13 protein-coding genes are annotated in these 15,780 nt (G+C 70.0%); 8 read left to right on the top strand and 5 right to left on the bottom strand.

The window, feature by feature from the left end; translation table 11 throughout:
* Positions 1 to 63 precede the first annotated feature (63 nt).
* From cobA to ACIBH1_RS13670, 5 genes are all read left to right on the top strand, one after another.
* Positions 64 to 1,296, top strand: coding sequence for a uroporphyrinogen-III C-methyltransferase (gene cobA, locus ACIBH1_RS13690; protein ID WP_181613016.1), 1,233 nt, complete (start codon positions 64 to 66; stop codon positions 1,294 to 1,296).
* Positions 1,293 to 3,434, top strand: coding sequence for an AAA family ATPase (locus ACIBH1_RS13685; RefSeq protein ID WP_397314036.1), 2,142 nt, complete (start codon positions 1,293 to 1,295; stop codon positions 3,432 to 3,434). Before cobA ends, ACIBH1_RS13685 begins: the two co-directional genes overlap by 4 nt.
* Positions 3,431 to 5,029 (top strand): ABC transporter, encoded by a 1,599-nt coding sequence (locus tag ACIBH1_RS13680; RefSeq protein WP_397314035.1) that lies wholly within the window; start codon positions 3,431 to 3,433, stop codon positions 5,027 to 5,029. The genes ACIBH1_RS13685 and ACIBH1_RS13680 overlap by 4 nt, the downstream gene beginning before the upstream one ends.
* 211 nt (positions 5,030 to 5,240) lie before the next feature.
* Positions 5,241 to 5,846 (top strand): single-stranded DNA-binding protein, encoded by a 606-nt coding sequence (locus ACIBH1_RS13675; RefSeq protein WP_397314034.1) that lies wholly within the window; start codon positions 5,241 to 5,243, stop codon positions 5,844 to 5,846.
* Positions 5,847 to 6,882: 1,036 nt separating this feature from the next.
* A complete protein-coding gene (locus ACIBH1_RS13670; RefSeq protein ID WP_397314033.1) occupies positions 6,883 to 8,181 on the top strand; it encodes a GGDEF domain-containing protein in 1,299 nt (432 codons plus the stop codon).
* A 371-nt stretch (positions 8,182 to 8,552) separates the two neighbouring features.
* On the opposite strand, the gene ACIBH1_RS13665 is transcribed toward ACIBH1_RS13670, so the two are convergent.
* The gene (locus tag ACIBH1_RS13665; RefSeq protein WP_397314032.1) at positions 8,553 to 9,026 is read right to left on the bottom strand and encodes a carboxymuconolactone decarboxylase family protein; all 474 of its coding nucleotides are present in this window, start codon (positions 9,024 to 9,026) and stop codon (positions 8,553 to 8,555) included.
* 231 nt (positions 9,027 to 9,257) lie between these two features.
* Here ACIBH1_RS13665 and ettA point away from each other — a divergent pair, with 231 nt between their 5' ends.
* Positions 9,258 to 10,922, top strand: a complete 1,665-nt coding sequence (gene ettA, locus ACIBH1_RS13660; protein ID WP_397314031.1) for an energy-dependent translational throttle protein EttA — start codon at positions 9,258 to 9,260, stop codon at positions 10,920 to 10,922.
* Positions 10,923 to 11,137: 215 nt separating this feature from the next.
* Here ettA and ACIBH1_RS13655 read toward each other — a convergent pair whose 3' ends face one another.
* Positions 11,138 to 11,788 carry an NAD(P)H-binding protein gene (locus tag ACIBH1_RS13655; protein ID WP_397314030.1) on the bottom strand — a complete coding sequence of 217 codons (651 nt, stop codon included), beginning with the start codon at positions 11,786 to 11,788 and terminating at the stop codon, positions 11,138 to 11,140.
* Between the two features lie 125 nt (positions 11,789 to 11,913).
* On the opposite strand from ACIBH1_RS13655, the gene ACIBH1_RS13650 reads away from it, so the two are divergent.
* Both ACIBH1_RS13650 and ACIBH1_RS13645 read left to right on the top strand, forming a co-directional pair.
* Positions 11,914 to 12,321 carry an acyl-CoA thioesterase gene (locus tag ACIBH1_RS13650; protein WP_397314029.1) on the top strand — a complete coding sequence of 136 codons (408 nt, stop codon included), beginning with the start codon at positions 11,914 to 11,916 and terminating at the stop codon, positions 12,319 to 12,321.
* Positions 12,318 to 13,601: an MFS transporter gene (locus tag ACIBH1_RS13645; RefSeq protein ID WP_397314028.1), complete on the top strand. Its 1,284-nt coding sequence runs from the start codon at positions 12,318 to 12,320 to the stop codon at positions 13,599 to 13,601. The genes ACIBH1_RS13650 and ACIBH1_RS13645 overlap by 4 nt, the downstream gene beginning before the upstream one ends.
* On the opposite strand, the gene ACIBH1_RS13640 is transcribed toward ACIBH1_RS13645, so the two are convergent.
* Genes ACIBH1_RS13640 through ACIBH1_RS13630 form a run of 3 tightly spaced genes read right to left on the bottom strand, consistent with a single transcriptional unit; the run spans position 13,558 to position 15,774 of the window.
* Entirely contained in the window at positions 13,558 to 13,866 is a 309-nt protein-coding gene (locus tag ACIBH1_RS13640) for a peptidase inhibitor family I36 protein (RefSeq protein WP_397314027.1), read from the bottom strand. The two genes, ACIBH1_RS13645 and ACIBH1_RS13640, sit on opposite strands and share 44 nt — an antisense overlap.
* A 25-nt stretch (positions 13,867 to 13,891) precedes the next feature.
* Complete coding sequence (locus ACIBH1_RS13635; protein ID WP_397314026.1) at positions 13,892 to 15,397, bottom strand: glycoside hydrolase family 13 protein; 1,506 nt, start codon at positions 15,395 to 15,397, stop codon at positions 13,892 to 13,894.
* Positions 15,394 to 15,774: a globin gene (locus ACIBH1_RS13630; RefSeq protein WP_181612290.1), complete on the bottom strand. Its 381-nt coding sequence runs from the start codon at positions 15,772 to 15,774 to the stop codon at positions 15,394 to 15,396. Before ACIBH1_RS13630 ends, ACIBH1_RS13635 begins: the two co-directional genes overlap by 4 nt.
* Between the last annotated feature and the right edge of the window lie 6 nt (positions 15,775 to 15,780).

Below are 15,780 nucleotides of genomic sequence, written 5' to 3'. Positions count from 1 at the left end.
GCAAATGACCCGGTAAGTTTGCCTCTTAACACACCATTCTTCGTGAACGGGAGATCCGCCGACATGGGCCCCTACCTCCTCGGCCTGCGGCTTTCCGGCCGCAAGGTGCTCGTCGTGGGCGGCGGCCGCGTGGCCCAGCGGCGCGTGCCCGCCCTGATCGAGGCCGGCGCCCAGGTGACGCTCGTGTCCCCAGAGGTCACCCCCGCGCTCGACGATCTCATCGAGGCCGGGCGCATCACCTGGCACGCCCGGCCCTACCAGCACGGAGACTGCGCGGGCGCCTGGCTCGTCCAGGCCTGCACCGACGTCCGCGACGTCAACGCGGCCGTCGCCGCCGAGGCCGAGGCCGAACGCGTCTGGTGCGTGCGCGCCGACGACAAGGACGCCGCCGCCGCCTGGACCCCCGCCTCCGGCCGGGTCGACGAGATCAGCGTCGCGGTCACCGCAGGCGGCGACCCCCGCAGGGCCGCCGGCATCCGCGACGCGATCGTGGGAGCGCTCCGCGACGGCACCGTCGACGCCAGGCGCAGCCGCACCAAGCCTGTCGGCGTCGCCCTCGTCGGCGGCGGACCCGGCGACCCCGGCCTCATCACCGTGCGCGGGCGACAGCTCCTGGCCCAGGCCGACGTCGTCGTGGCCGACCGGCTCGCGCCCCGGGCACTCCTCGACGAACTCGCGCCCGACGTCGAGCTCATCGACGCCGCCAAGGTCCCCTACGGCCGCTCGCTGCCGCAGGAGGAGATCAACGCCATCCTCGTCGACCGGGCCCTGGCCGGGAAGTTCGTCGTCCGGCTCAAGGGCGGCGACCCGTTCGTCTTCGGACGCGGCGGCGAAGAGGCCATCGCCTGCGCCGAAGCGGGCGTGCCCGTCGTGGTCGTGCCGGGCATCACCAGCGCCGTGGCCGCCCCCGCGTCGGCGGGCGTTCCCGTCACCCATCGCGGGGTCTCCCAGGAGTTCCACGTGATCTCCGTGCACGTCCCGCCCGGCGACCCGCGCTCCACCGTCGACTGGCCCGCACTCGGGCGAACCGAGGGCACCCTGGTGCTCATGATGGCCGTCGAACGCATCGGAAAGATCGCTGAGGCGCTAATTCGAGAAGGACGTTCGCCGGAAACTCCCGTAATGGTGGTACAGGACGGTACTCTTCCCACCCAGCGGGAGCTAATCGCCTCGCTATCCACCGTGGCCGACCGCGTGTCAGCTGCTGGCATTCGGCCGCCGGCGATCATCGTCGTCGGCGATGTCGTCAGGGTCGGCCAGGAGGTCGGAATGGTTCGAGCGGAGCGGGTGACGTGAACACCGCTGCCGACAGGACGGGTGGCGCCGCCATGGACAACGAGCACCCGGAGTCGCCCGGGGAGCAGACCCTCAACATCCGCGCCGTCGTCGACGGGGCGGACGACGGCGAGGGCGAGGAGACCGGTTCGGAACGTGCCGAACCGGGGGACGAGGCTGCCGTGGCGGAAGGGGCTGGTGTGCCGGAGGACTCCCGCGAGCCCGCGGAGGCCTCGGACGAGCGTGCTCCCTCGACCGACGCCGAGCCCACGGACGGGCCCGAGCCCACCGACGAGCCCGAGGCGTCGGGCGACGCCGAGCCGTCCAGCGAGCCCGAGGCGTCGCACGAAGCCACGCCCTCCGACGAGCCTGCCGCCAACGCCGACGCCGCAAGTGCCGCCGACGCCGCCACTGCCGCTGAGGCCACCGATGCAGCCAAGGCGGCCGATTCCGTAAATGCCGCCAAAACCCCCAACGGCTCCAACGGCGCCGATGCCGCTGATGCCGTACCCTCGCCCGAGGCCGAGTTGCCCGACGAGGCCGTCCAGCAGCTGACCGCTGCCCTGGGCCAGCTGCGCGAGAGCGTCAGCGACCTGCGCTTCGGCCTCGACCTCCCCGGTGCCGAGGAGGCCAGGAAGGCGCGGGCCGAGCTGCTGGCCCAGCTCGAGGACTACGTGCTCCCTCGCGTGAAGGTGAGCACCGCCCCCGCCATGATCGTGGTCGCCGGCTCCACCGGCGCGGGCAAGTCCACCCTCGTCAACACCCTCGCCGAGAAGAACGTCAGCCGCACCGGCGTGCGACGCCCGACGACCGGCACCCCGGTCCTCGCCTGCCACCCCGGCGACCTGCCGTGGTTCGCCGAGGGCGACCTGCTCGGCGGGCTCAAGCGCCTCGACAAGCCGTCGGTCGAGGCGGGTCCCGACAGCATCGTGCTCACCGCGACGGAGAAGCTCCCGCAGGGAGTCGCCCTGCTCGACACCCCCGACATCGACTCGGTCGTCGAGGAGCACCACGAGATCGCGCACCGCATGATGGACGCGGCCGACCTGTGGATCTTCGTCACCACCGCCACCCGCTACGCCGACGCGCCCGCTTGGCAGCTGCTGCGGCTGGCCCGCGAGCGAGGCGTACGGCTGGCGATCGTGCTCTCGCGCGTGCAGCCCCGCTCGCGCGACACGGTGCTCAAGCACTTCGTGCGCATGCTCACCGAGTACGGCCTGGGCGACGTGGAGCGGTTCGTCGTGGAGGAGTCGAAGGTCTCCGACGGGCGCCTGCCCGACAGCGAGATGACCGACCTGCGGCTGTGGCTGGCCGAGCTGTCGGTCGACGGCGAACGGCGCGCGCAGGCCGTACGGCAGACGCTCAACGGCGTGCTCGACAGCTTCCGCACCCGCATCCCCGAGCTGGCCCGGCACATGGAAGGGCACGTGGCCTTCCGCGGGGAGCTGCGCACCGACGTCGAGGCCGCCTACATGGGGGCCGTCACCCGCATCGAGGAGTCCGCGCGCAACGGCTCCCTGCTGCGCGGCGAGGTCCTGGCCCGCTGGCAGGACTTCGCGGGCTCCGGCGACCTGCTGCGTACCGTGCAGTTGCGCGGACGCCCGCCCAAGCAACTGCCCGAGCGCCTGATGGCGTTCAAGGCGGCGCTGCGCATCGGGCTGGAGTCGCTCATCGTCTCGGCCGCGTCGAAGGCGTCGGAAGAGGTCGCGGCCAGATGGCGGCGGCGCTCAGAGCTCGGCTCGACGCTCGTGACCGGGCTGGAGCGCCCCTCGGAAGACCTGGTCCGGCGGACCAACCGGGCGGTCAGCGCCTGGCAGGAGCACGTGATGGAGCTGATCAGGACCGAGGGCGTGGCCAAGCGCTCGGTCTCCAAGGTCGTCTCCTTCGACGCCGACGCCCTGTCGCTGATCTTCATGGTGGGGCTGTTCGGCGGCCAGACCGACGGAGTGCCGCAGCGCCTGGTCAAGGCCCTGCTCGGCGCCGAGTCGCTGCGCGGCATCTCGCTGAAGTCCCTCAGCGACCTGCGCGCGCGCATCAGCATGTTGTTCGACGAGGAGGCCATGAGGTACGTGAAGGTGCTCGACTCCGCCGGGATCCCCGACGAGTCCGCCGCCGCGCGCCTCTACCAGGCCACGTACAACCTCGAGGTGGCGCGATGACGACCCCTTTGGCGACCCGCGGGGCCCTGGTGCCCCGCCTCGCGGCCCTGTCCAAGGTGGTCGAGCTGGGTCCTGGACGGCTCGACAAGAAGATCCTCGCCGACGCGGGCACGCTGCTGCTGCGCGCCGGTGACCGGCTGAAGCTCTCCTCCGACCACACCGTGGTCGCGCTCGCGGGCGGCACGGGGTCGGGCAAGTCGTCCCTGTTCAACGCGGTGTCGGGGCTGGAGCTGTCGCCCACCGGCGTACGCCGTCCCACCACCGCCCGCACCCACGCCTGCGTGTGGGGGCTGGAAGGGGCCGCGCCGCTGCTCGACTGGCTGCAGATCCAGTGGCGCCACCGCTTCTCCCGCTCCTCGGCCCTCGACAAGGGCGAATCCCAGCTGCACGGGCTGATCCTGCTCGACCTGCCCGACCACGACTCCATCAGGGCGCTGACCGACCCGGAGGCCGACCGGCTCATCGGGCTGGCCGACCTGGTGGTGTGGGTGCTCGACCCGCAGAAGTACGCCGACGCGGCCACCCACCGCCGCTACGTCGCCGAGCTCGCCGGTCACGACTCGGGCACCGTCTTCGCCCTCAACCAGGTCGACAAGCTCGCCCCAGAAGAGCTGGCCGAGCTGGTCATCGACCTCAACGACCTGCTGCGCCGCGAAGGCGTCTCGCAGCCGACCGTGGTCACCACCTCCGCGGTGACCGGGCGCGGCATCGACTCGCTCAAGAGCGTCCTGGCCGACGCCGTCACCCGTCGCCGCGCCGCCGTACAGCGCCTCGAATCCGACCTCGACCGCCTCGTGCGCCGCCTCGACCCGCCCGGCGAGGCGCCCGCCTCCGTCGACGCGGCCCGCCGCGTCGGGCTCACCGACGCGCTGTGCGACGCCGTGGGCGTCCCGGCCGTGGGGGAGGCGCTGGAGAACGTCCACGCCGAGCGCTCGGCCGCGTACGTCGGCTGGCCGGTCACCCGCCTCGTGTCGGCGCTGCGGCCCGACCCCCTCAAGGCTCTGCGCCTCGACGACCTGCGCGAGGAGATCCAAGGCCTGGCCGACGGCGCTGTCACGGCCCAGCCGGCCGAGGTCGAGAACGCCGTGCAGGCGCTGGCGGACGGCCTGTCGGTCGACATGCAGCCGTCGTGGAAGGCCGCCGTGCAGCACGCGGCGCGATCCCGGTCGGGCCAGCTGCCGCAGGCGCTCTCGGAGGAACTGGAAGAAGTGGCCCCGCGTCTCGGCTTCGTGCCGGGATGGTGGCGGGCCGTCCAGGTGTGGCAGTACGTGCTGGTGGCGGCCTTCCTGCTGGGACTCGCCTGGATCATCGCCTCCCTGACGGGCATCCCGACCGGGATGGCCGTGGTCGAGGACCCCGCCTCCCTACCGTGGGTCGCCATCGCCATGGCCAGCGTCCTCGGCCTGGGAGCACTGTCGTCGGTGGCCGCCCGCAACTTCGTCGTCCTCGGGGCGTCGAAGGAGAGGGAGCGGCTGGAGCTGGAAATGCGCCGTCGCGTTGGGATGGTGGCCGAAGGGATGGTCGTGGAGCCGGTGGAGCGGGAGCTCGCCAGGCACCACGAGTTCGCGCAGGCCATGCGCACGCTGCGGCGCTAGTCGGCGTCCCTGGGCCCGTATCGGGACCACATCCAAGACGCGACATCACCGAGGCCCCACGCCCCCTCTCCGCCCCGTGATCCGCCGAACCCGGTGGTTTCACTGCCCCGTTGTCCACAGAGCCCCGTTCGGTCCCCTCCCACCCCCACCCGCCGCGAGAACCTACCCCCGGTTCGCGGGCAGCCGGCCCGCCACGTGGGAGGCACGATCGATGAACGACATCTACATCACGCTGCACGGAAACGTCGCCGCCGAGCCGCGGCAACACGTCTTCGACGACGGCTCACGGGTCACATCCCTGCGCCTGGCCGTCACCCCTCGCCAGTTCGACCGCCGCAACCAGACCTGGACCGACGGCGAAACCGTCTACTTCGCCATCCGCTGCTGGCGCACCCTCGCCGACAACGTCGCCCAGTCGGTCAAGGTCGGCCACCCCCTCATGGTCTCCGGCAAACTCCGCATCAGAGAGTTCGGCCCCGAGGGCGAGCGCCGCTTCATGCCGGAGATCGAAGCCTCCTCCATCGGCCACGACCTCCGCTACGGCCTCGGCGCCTTCTCCAAACCCGAGCGAGTCGGCACCGGCTCCTCCCTCAGCCGCGAGGCCCGCGAGCAACTCGACCACGACACCCAGGACTGGGCCATGGGTGCGGGCCGCTACAGCCGCCCCGGCCTCCCCGACCCCGACGCCGCCATCCGCGTCCTCGGCGAACTGGCCGAGGAAGCCACCGTCCACGTCCTCACCGCCGCCGAGGCCGAGGAGTCGGCCGACGCCGACGCGGACACCTCATCGTGGACCACGGATTCCCGCGCTGCCTAACGCATGCGCCGTCTAACGCATGCGCCGTCTAACGCACGCGCTAGCCCTCGCGCCTGGTCAAGCTCCCACGGCTTGGCCAGGTTGCCCGAACCCCACGGCCGCAGGATCGTCGCGCCATGCCCGTGGCCTGCGGCCGCAGAGGGCACGTCATAGCCACCCCTCGGCACCGGAGGCGACACGTCCTGGCCAACCCTCGGCGCCGGGGGTGGGCACGTCATTGCTCACTCCTCGGCCCCGGGCGGGCACGTTCGGGGGCCCGACCCGCCCTGGTTGCCACGTCACCCTCCCCCAACCCTCAGCACAGGGTTGGCGAAGCAGCGAGGTCCGAGGCTGCGGGTGTCCGGCGATCCGGCGCGGCGCGGCGGCGGGGTGGCGGGGTGACGCGGTAGGGCAGCGGGGGGCGGCGGGGCTGCCTGAGGAGCCGGCCAACACAGCTCCGTGCGAGAGCCTGTTCGACGAGGCGGCTACCAGGAAGTCGGCGAGACGACAAAGCAAGGCTTGCGAACCGTCAGCAAGGCGAGAAGGCAAAGCGAGACGGCAAGGCGAGAAGGCAAGACCCGCGAAACAGCCAGGCAAGCGCGAAGACAAGACCAGCGAAATGCCAGGCCGTCCCATAAGGCACGAGGAAATTCAGCCAGCTCTAGCAACCAAAGAACCAACCAACCGTTCAAAGACACGGCGAAGTCCAACGCGGGAGGAGGGAGGGAATCCTCAACCGAGGGGCGGTTCGGTGGGATGAGAGGAGGGGGCACCGGTCGATGGATCCCGATGTCAGCGAGTGGAAAACAACCTCGATGTCAGCGAGCGTTCGGCCGATGGCATGGTCCATGCCTGATGGCTAGAGCACCTGTCAGGTCCAGGTCACGCCCCGCACCATGGCTGGCTCCTTTCCTGCACGGCCCGCTCGCGGAGTGAGCGGTACCCCAAGGTGGCGACACGAAGAGTGCGGCCACGTTGCCAAAGGTAGCGGTTCCCGTCGCGCGACGCACACTCCGCAACTATTGTGTTACACATCGTTAGGCAGAGAGGAGGCGAGATGGCGGCGTCCAGTCACACCTCGGTCAAGCCTCGTGACGGTGTGTCAGCCCTTGCCGGCCGCTGGCCGTTGCTGGGACAGCGCCAGGCCCTCGTCGTCTACCTGTGTGGGATCGTAACCCTCGATCTCGTGGCCATCGTGGCGTTTGTGGCTCAAACCGAGTTTCTGTTGCCACAACTTTTGACTTTCGCCGCCCTGATGGGCTGCGGGGCGGTGTGCATCGAGGCGACGCGTCGCCTGGGCATGCCGGCGGGTGTGTCGCGAGATCTGTTGTCCGCTTGGTGGTTGCCGGTGGCGTTGCTGCTGCCGCCGGTCTATGCGCTGTTCGCGCCGATCCTGCTGCAGATCCTCCTGCAGTGGCGGGTGCGGGCCACGGTGTTGTACCGGCGGGTGTTCAGCTCGGCGGCCATCGGTCTGGCCGGGTGCACGGCGTCGGTGGTCTTCCACTCGCTGGTGCCCGATGTGTCGGTGCTGTGGCTGGGTTTGGGTGGTCCGATCCTGCTGGCGGTGGGGTGCGCGGCGCTGTTCGCGGTGCTGAACACCGCACTGATCGCGGTCGCGGCGCACACCGCCGACCCCGACACTCGGTGGCGCGATGTCCTGTGGGACCGGGAGAGTCTCCTGCTCGACGTGGTGGAGCTCTGCCTGGGGGTCATCGTCGCCATCGCGTGCGGGATCAACCTGGCGCTGCTGCTCCTGACTCTCCCCCCGGTGGTGCTGCTGCAGCGGAGCCTGTTGCACGCCCAGCTCCAGGCGGCGGCACGCACCGATGCCAAGACCGGCCTGCTGAACGCGGCCGCCTGGCAGCGGGAGGCCGACACGGAGATCGTGCGTGCCCGCCGTACGGGGGAGACGCTGGCGCTGCTGATCATCGACATCGACCACTTCAAGCGGGTCAACGACTCGTACGGTCACCTGGTCGGCGACCAGGTGCTGGCCGGGGTCGCGGCCACGTTGCGCACCCAGTTGCGCGACTACGACGTGGTGGGGCGGTTCGGCGGCGAGGAGTTCGTCGTCCTGCTGCCGCGCGCCGACGTGGCCGAGGCGCGACGGGTGGCGGAGCGGCTGCGCAGCAGGGTCGGGCGGATGGCGATCGCCGCCGACGACGCGTTGATCACGGTGACGATCTCGGCTGGTGTGGCGGTGATGAGCCTGCACGGTGACGATTTGATCGAATTGCTCGCGGCTGCGGACCTGGCCCTCTACCGGGCCAAGGAACTGGGCCGCGACCGCATCTGCCTGCCCGCCCCGGTCCAGCGCCCGCCCCGAACGGAACCGACGCCAGAGCCCCAGGCCTAGGCAACCGCCTCCCTGCGCTGGAGGCGGTCCGCTGGGGTGGTGGATGGGATGGCCGCAGGGCCGGGCTGGCGGGCGGCCATGGGTCGAGGTGCTGGGATGGCTGCGGGCCAGGATGGCGGGCGGCCGTGGACCGAGATGGTGGGATGGTGCGCCAGGGGTGGTGAATGGTCCTCTCAGGTGTGCGTGGACCCGAAGTGAGGCGGAAGGCACGGCCCGGCGTGGGTCCGAAGAGGAGGCGGAGGTGTGGACCCGTGGCTTCATGGGCCCACACCTGCGGCCCGTGACTTTGTGGGCCCACACCTCGGCCCGTGGCTTCCATGCCCACCGCTCCGCGCGTGGTGTCACGGGCCCGCATCTCCCGCCTCGTGGCATCAGCCGAACATGCCCGGCTGGTAGTTGCCGGCGGGCTGCTGGACGAGGACGTTGGCGCGGTTGAAGGCGTTGATCAGCGAGATGATCGACACCAGCGCCGCGAGCTGCTCCTGGTCGAAGTGCTTGGCGGCGTTCTCCCAGGCCTCGTCGGTGACGCCGCCGGCCGCGTCGGCGATGCGGGTGCCCTGCTCGGCCAGTTCGAGGGCGGCGCGCTCCGCGTCGGTGAAGACGGTGGCCTCACGCCAGGCGGCGACCAGGTTGATGCGCGTGGAGGTTTCACCGGCCTCGGCGGCGTCCTTGGTGTGCATGTCGGTGCAGAAGCCGCAGCCGTTGATCTGGCTGGCGCGGATCTTCACCAGTTCCGCCGTCGAGTGCGGCAACGTCGAGTCCGCGACCGCCTTGGTCGCCGCGACGACGTGCTTGAGAACCTTGGCGGAGACGACGTTCTCGAAGAGGTTCAGGCGGGCTTCCATGATGCGCTCCTTGCTTGGTGTTTCGCGGATACACGCATAGGACGGGACGGCCTGACGAAGTGTGACAAGGGGGCGATGTGACCTGCGTCTCCCTGTGATTCGGGGCGGCGGCGGGCAAGGGGGCGCGCTCGAGCCGTACGGCGGGTGCCGTACGGCAGGAAGCGGGATGGGCCGCGGTGGTAAGGGCCGGTGCGCACGGGCGGGTCCCCGGAAGGCCCTAAGCTAGATGTCATGCCGGAGTACATCTACACGTTGCAGCGCGTGCGCAAGGCGCACGGCGACAAGGTTGTCCTTGACGATGTCACGCTGTCGTTCCTGCCGGGCGCCAAGATCGGCGTGCTGGGTCCGAATGGCACGGGCAAGTCGACGCTGCTCCGGATGATGGCCGGTCTGGAGCAGCCTTCCAATGGTGACGCGCGGCTGATGCCGGGCTTCACGGTGGGCATGCTGCAGCAGGAGCCGCCTCTCAACGAGGAGAAGACCGTCCTCGGCAACGTCCAGGAGGGCGTGGCCGACACGATGGAGAAGCTGGCGCGCTTCAACGAGATCGCCGAGCTCATGGCCACCGACTACAGCGACGAGCTGCTGGCGGAGATGGGCCGGCTCCAGGACGTCCTGGACCACCGCAACGCGTGGGACCTCGACAGCCAGCTGGAGCAGGCGATGGACGCCCTGCGTTGCCCGGCGCCCGACGAGCCGGTGACGAAGCTGTCCGGTGGTGAGCGCCGCCGCGTCGCGCTGTGCAAGCTGCTGCTGGAGCAGCCCGACCTGCTGCTGCTCGACGAGCCCACCAACCACCTCGACGCCGAGAGTGTCAACTGGCTGGAGCAGCACCTCGAGAAGTACCCGGGGACGGTCCTGGCCGTCACCCACGACCGGTACTTCCTCGACAACGTCGCCACCTGGATCCTGGAGCTCGACCGCGGTCGCTGCTACCCCTACGAGGGCAACTACTCCACCTACCTGGAGAAGAAGGCCGCCCGTCTGAAGGTCGAGGGCCAGAAGGACGTCAAGCGCAAGAAGCGTCTGGAAGACGAGCTCGAGTGGGTCAGGTCCAACCCGAAGGCCAGGCAGACCAAGAGCAAGGCCCGTCTGCAGCGCTACGAGGAGATGGCCGCCGAGGCGGACAAGTTCCGCAAGCTCGACTTCGAGGAGATCCAGATCCCGCCGGGCCCGCGCCTGGGCACGACCGTGATCAGGTCGGAGAACCTCACCAAGGGCTTCGCCGACCGGCTCCTGATCGAGAACCTCAGCTTCGACCTGCCCCGCAACGGCATCGTCGGCATCATCGGCCCCAACGGTGTCGGTAAGACGACGCTGTTCCGCATGATCACCGGCAACGAGGCGCCCGACAGCGGCGCGATCACCGTCGGCGAGACGGTGCAGATCTCCTACGTCGACCAGTCGCGTGCCGGCATCGACCCGAACAAGAACGTGTGGGAGGTCGTCTCCGACGGGCTCGACCACATCAAGGTCGGCCACGTCGAGATGCCTTCGCGGGCCTACATCGCGGCGTTCGGCTTCAAGGGGCCCGACCAGCAGAAGAAGGCCGGGGTGCTGTCCGGTGGAGAGCGCAACCGCCTGAACCTGGCGCTGACGCTCAAGCAGGGCGGCAACGTGCTGCTGCTCGACGAGCCGACCAACGACCTCGACACCGAGACGCTGTCGTCGCTGGAGAACGCGCTGCTCGACTTCCCGGGCTGCGCGGTCATCACCTCCCACGACCGGTGGTTCCTCGACCGCATCGCGACCCACATCCTGGCTTGGGAGGAAGGGTCGAACTGGTTCTGGTTCGAGGGCAACTTCGCCGACTACGAGAAGAACAAGATCGAGCGGCTGGGCGCTGAGGCTGCTCGCCCGCACGCGGTCACGTACCGGAAGCTGACCCGCGACTAAGCGGCTGAGCTGGCCAAGTGGCCTAAGTGGCTGAGTCACCTAAGCGGCTGAGTGAACAGCGACCTAAGCGGCCGCGCGGCTGAGAAGGTCGCGGGGCGTGATTTGTGGACGGGCGTCTCCTGGGTTCGGAGGCGCCCGTTCGTTGGTAAGTAAGGCGGGGCGCCAAGGGCTGGTGTCGGGCGCGAGCGTGTGAAGGCGTCCGAAAGGCACAAGGCCTATGGGCGGAGCCGGTTGACGGCCTCCACGATGGGCGTGTCGCCTGCGGTGAGTTCGACGATGACCCGGCTGAGCGACCCCTCGTGCAGAGCCTCTGCGATGAAGCCCGCCACGTCGTCACGAGGCACGTCGCCGTACTCGATCGCGACCCCCGCCGTCACCCGCCCCGTGCCGGGCTGGTCCAGCAGCGTCCCGGGTCGGACGATGACCCAGTCGAGGCCGGTCCCTACCAGGTACACGTCAGCGGTCTTCTTCACCCGCATGTAGTGCTCGAACCCCTCGTTGACGGCCCGGCCTCGGCCGGCGTCGGGGAACACCGACACCAGGACGAAGCGCGACACCCCGGCCAGGGCGGCGGCGTCGGCGGCCTTCTCCAGGCCCTTGCCGTCGATCAGGGTGGTCCTGTCCTGGCCGGTCCCGTGGGCGCCGGCGGAGAAGACGACGGCGTCGTGGCCGGTGAGCTTGGCGGCCAGTTCGTCGGTCGAGTCGTCGATGAGGTCGCCCGCGAGCGGGGTGGCGCCGGTGGCGGCCACCGTGTCGGCCTGGGCGGGGTTGCGGGTCATGCCGGTCACCTGGTCGCCGCGGTCGGTAAGCAGCTTGGCCAGCCGCCGGCCGACGCCTCCCGCGGAGCCGATCAGGAAGACTTTCATGATGTTCCCCTCACCTGCCGGTTGAGCGCATTACGTGACGGTTCAGTCTCTCACTGTGTCGGTGAGAACCACTCTGGGGGTCGGGCGCCCGTAGCCGGTAGCGTGTCCGGGTGGTTGAAGGATCTATGAAACAGCGGCACGTCTTCCCCCGGATGGTGCGATTCGCCGACATCGACTCCCTGGGGCACGTGAACAACGTGCGCTTCTTCGACTATCTCGAAGACGCCAGGATGGCGATGTTCCACATCGACCCCCACCACGAGGGCGAGGCGCCGTTCAAGGGCCTGGTCGTGGCCAGGCACGAGATCGACTACCTCAGGCCGCTCACCTTCCGCCCGTACCCGGTGCGGGTGGAGTCGTGGGTGAGCGAGCTCAGGGCGGTGCGGTTCGCCCTGGAGTACGAGGTGAGGGACGACTCCGAGGTTTTCGTCCGGGCGACCTCGGTGCTGGTGTCCTATGACGTGGAACGGCAGGCGCCGCGGCGGCTGAGTGCGGCGGAGCTGGCCTATCTGAAGCGCTACCACGTGGGATGAAACGCTGGCTGATGCTCGCTATCGGGGTGAACGCGCATACGAGCGTCACCCTCGGGCTGTTCGGGTTACCTCTGGTGATGCCGGATCTGCAGCGGCACTTCGAGGTGTCGCTCCCGGTCGCGGGGCTGATCGGGAACGCTCCAGGGTTCGGGATCCTAGTGGCGCTGGTGCCGTGGGGCGCGCTGGCGGACCGGCGCGGGGAGCGGCTGATCCTCGGCCTGGGCGTGGGGCTGGCGGCCGTGCTCTTCGCGGTGACCGGCCTGGTGACCGCGACCGGAGGCGTGGGAACCGGTCTCGTGGCCGCGACCGGAGGCGTGGGAGCCGGTCCGGTGACCGCACTCGGAGACGTGGGAACCGGCCTGGTGACCGCGACCGGCGGGTCGGGGGCCGGCGGGCCGGGGGACGTCGGCTGGGTGATCTTTCTGCTGGCCCTCGCCGGGGCGGCCGGGGCGGCGGCGATGGTCAGCGGCGGGCGCATCGTGCTGCGCTGGTTCGAGCCGCGCGAACGCGGCGTCGCGATGGGCTTGCGCCAGATCTCCTACACCCTGGGCATGGCGCTGGCCGCGTTCGTCCTGCCCCCGATCAGCGAGCGCCACGGCATCGCGGGCGTCCTGATGACCTGCGCCGCCGCCAGTCTGCTCGCCGCCGTGCTCGCGGCGGTCCTCATGCGCGAACCCCCGGCCGCCGTCACGCAGGCCAGGCAGCCGGTGGCCGCCTCGCCGTACGGTCAGCAGGCGTTGTGGCGGGTGCACGCGACCAGCGCCCTGCAGGTGGTGCCGCAGGTGATCGTCGGCACGTACGGCGTGGCGTTCCTGGCAGGGGAGTACGGCTGGAGCGGCGTGAGCGCCGGGCAGCTGTTCGGCGTGGCCGCGATCGGGGGAGTGGCGATCAGGATCGTGGTCGGCCGCTGGTCGGATCGCACGAGCCTGCGGATGTCCCCCTTGCGGATCCTGACCTGGACCTCGGCGGCGGTGCTGGCGGTGCTCGTGGTGGGCGGGGGCCCGCCCGCGGTGGCGGTGGCCTCGGTGATCACCGTGGCGGGCAACGGGCTGGCCTACCTGGCCGCGGGGGAGCTGGCCGGCGCCGGGTGGGGCGGCAGGGTGCTGGGCCTGCACAACACCATCCAGAACGTGGTGGCCCTGGTGACCGTGCCCGTGGCGGGGGTGGCGATCGCGGCGTGGGGGTTCGAGGCGGGCTTCGCGGCGGGGTTGTTGTGCACGCTGGTCTCGGTGCCGGTCATACCAGTGGGCACGGAGCGGAGCGTACGGCGACGCCAGTGATCATGAACTCGCCGGTGTTGGACTGGCCTTCACCGGGGTTCAGGCAGAAGGTGCGGGATCGGGTCGTCCCATCGGGAAGGATGATTTTTCCGGAGAAGTCGGTGGGGGTCAGGCTCTTGTTCATGATCGAGCGGGCGACGTCCCCGGGCTGCGGCGCCTCGATGTGGGATCCGGTGTAGCCGGCCCCCGCCCAGGTGCACAACTCGCCAGGAGTGCACGCGCAGGGACCGGCCAGGGACAGCAGCAGGGTGACGAGTGGCAGCACGCCTTCACCCTAAGCCTGACGATGACTACTCAGCGTGCAACCAGACCGCCGTGTCGGGAGGAAGCAGGTCACCCTTCAAGGGTCCGCTCGCCAGGGTCACCGACGTGTGCGGCGGCAGCCGTACCGGCTCCAGACCGCAGTTGATCGCGCAGATCAGCGACCCACGGGTGAAGAAAAGCGCACCCTCGGGAGAATCCAGCCACTCCAGGTTGTAAGGGATCTCTTTCAGCAGGTCACGGCGGCGGGCGAGCGCCCGCCGGTAGAAGGCCAGTGTCGACTCCTCGTCGCCCTCCTGCGCCTCGACGCTGAGGTCGGCGAACACGGAGGGTTGCGGAAGCCAGGGCTTGACCCCCTCGGGGGAGAAGCCGTGGGAGGCGCCCGTGGCGGACCACGGGATGGGCACCCGGCACCCGTCGCGCCCCGGGAGGGTCCCCTTCGACTGGAAGAAGATGGGATCCTGGCGATCCTCGTCGGGAATGTCGGTGACCTCGGGAAGGCCCAGTTCCTCCCCCTGGTAGAGGTAGGCGGAACCGGGCAGGGCGAGCATGGTCAGCAGGGCCGCCTTGGCGCGCGGCAGGCCGGCGCCCGGGTCCTCGGTGCCGTAACGCGTGCGGTGCCGTACGACATCGTGGTTCGACAGCACCCACGTGGCGAACGGCACCGTGGCCAGGGTGTCGTCGATGACCGTGCGGAAGGCCGTCGGCGACCAGGGCGCCTGCAGCCAGGCGAAGTTGAAGCTCTGGTGCAGCTCGTCGGGGCGCACGTAGCGGGCCAGGTCGGCGGGATCGTCCGTCCAGACCTCGCCCACGGCCATCCGCTCGCCGGGATAGCCGTCGAGGACCTTGCGCCACTCGCGGTAGACCTCGTGCACCTCCGCCTGCCCCCAGATGGGCGAGACCGACATGAACGACTGGTCCTCGACGTCGGGGAAGCCCTCGGCCTTGTACAGGCCCATCGCCACGTCGATGCGGAAGCCGTCGACGCCGAGGTCGAGCCAGAACTTCAGGATCGACAGGAACTCCTCGTGCACGACCGGGTTGCGCCAGTTGAAGTCCGGCTGCGATGGGGCGAACAGGTGGAGGTACCACTGCCCGTCGTCGAGCTGGGTCCAGGCGGGACCGCTGAAGGTCGACTGCCAGTTGTTCGGCTCGTCGCGGAAGACGTAGCGGTCGCGGCCGACGCCGCGCAGCGCCTCCTGGAACCACGCGTGGTCGGAGGAGGAGTGGTTGGGCACGATGTCGACGATGACCCGCAGCCCGTGCGCGTGCGCGTCGGCGACCAGCGCCGAGAAGTCGTCGAGGGAGCCGAAGAGCGGGTCCACGTCACGGTAGTCGGCCACGTCGTAGCCGCCGTCGTTCATGGGCGAGGGATAGAAGGGCGTCAGCCAGATGGCGTCGACGCCCAGCTCGGCCAGGTACGGCAGGCGGCGGCGGATGCCCGGAAGGTCGCCGACGCCGTCGCCGGAAGCGTCGGCGAAACTCCGAACATAGATCTCATAAACGACGGCGTCACGCCACCAGGGGATGCTCATCCATGTGAATTGACCAGGCTGTGGGCGGCATAAACCAAATAGTCCCAAAGCCGGGTTTCGAGCTCCTGGGGAAGCTCCAAGGACTGCACCGCGTCGTGCATGTGCCGCAACCACGCATCGCGCGCCGCGTCGTCGACGACGAAGGGCGCGTGGCGCATGCGCAACCGCGGATGCCCGCGCTCCTGGCTGTAGGTGCCAGGACCACCCCAGTACTGCATCAGGAACAGCCGCAGCCGCTCCTCGGCTCCGGTCAGATCCGCCTCGGGATACATGGGGCGCAGCAGGGGGTCTTCGGCGACGCCCTCGTAGAAGCGGTGGACGAGACGCTTGAACGTCTCCTCACCGCCGACGGCGTCGTAGAAGGTGGGCTCACTCACGTTGAA

Source organism: Nonomuraea sp. NPDC050663, from assembly GCF_044456985.1.
Lineage (GTDB): Bacteria > Actinomycetota > Actinomycetes > Streptosporangiales > Streptosporangiaceae > Nonomuraea.
Note: the sequence above shows the minus strand (reverse complement) of the source record. Positions and strands in the feature narration are given on the sequence as shown.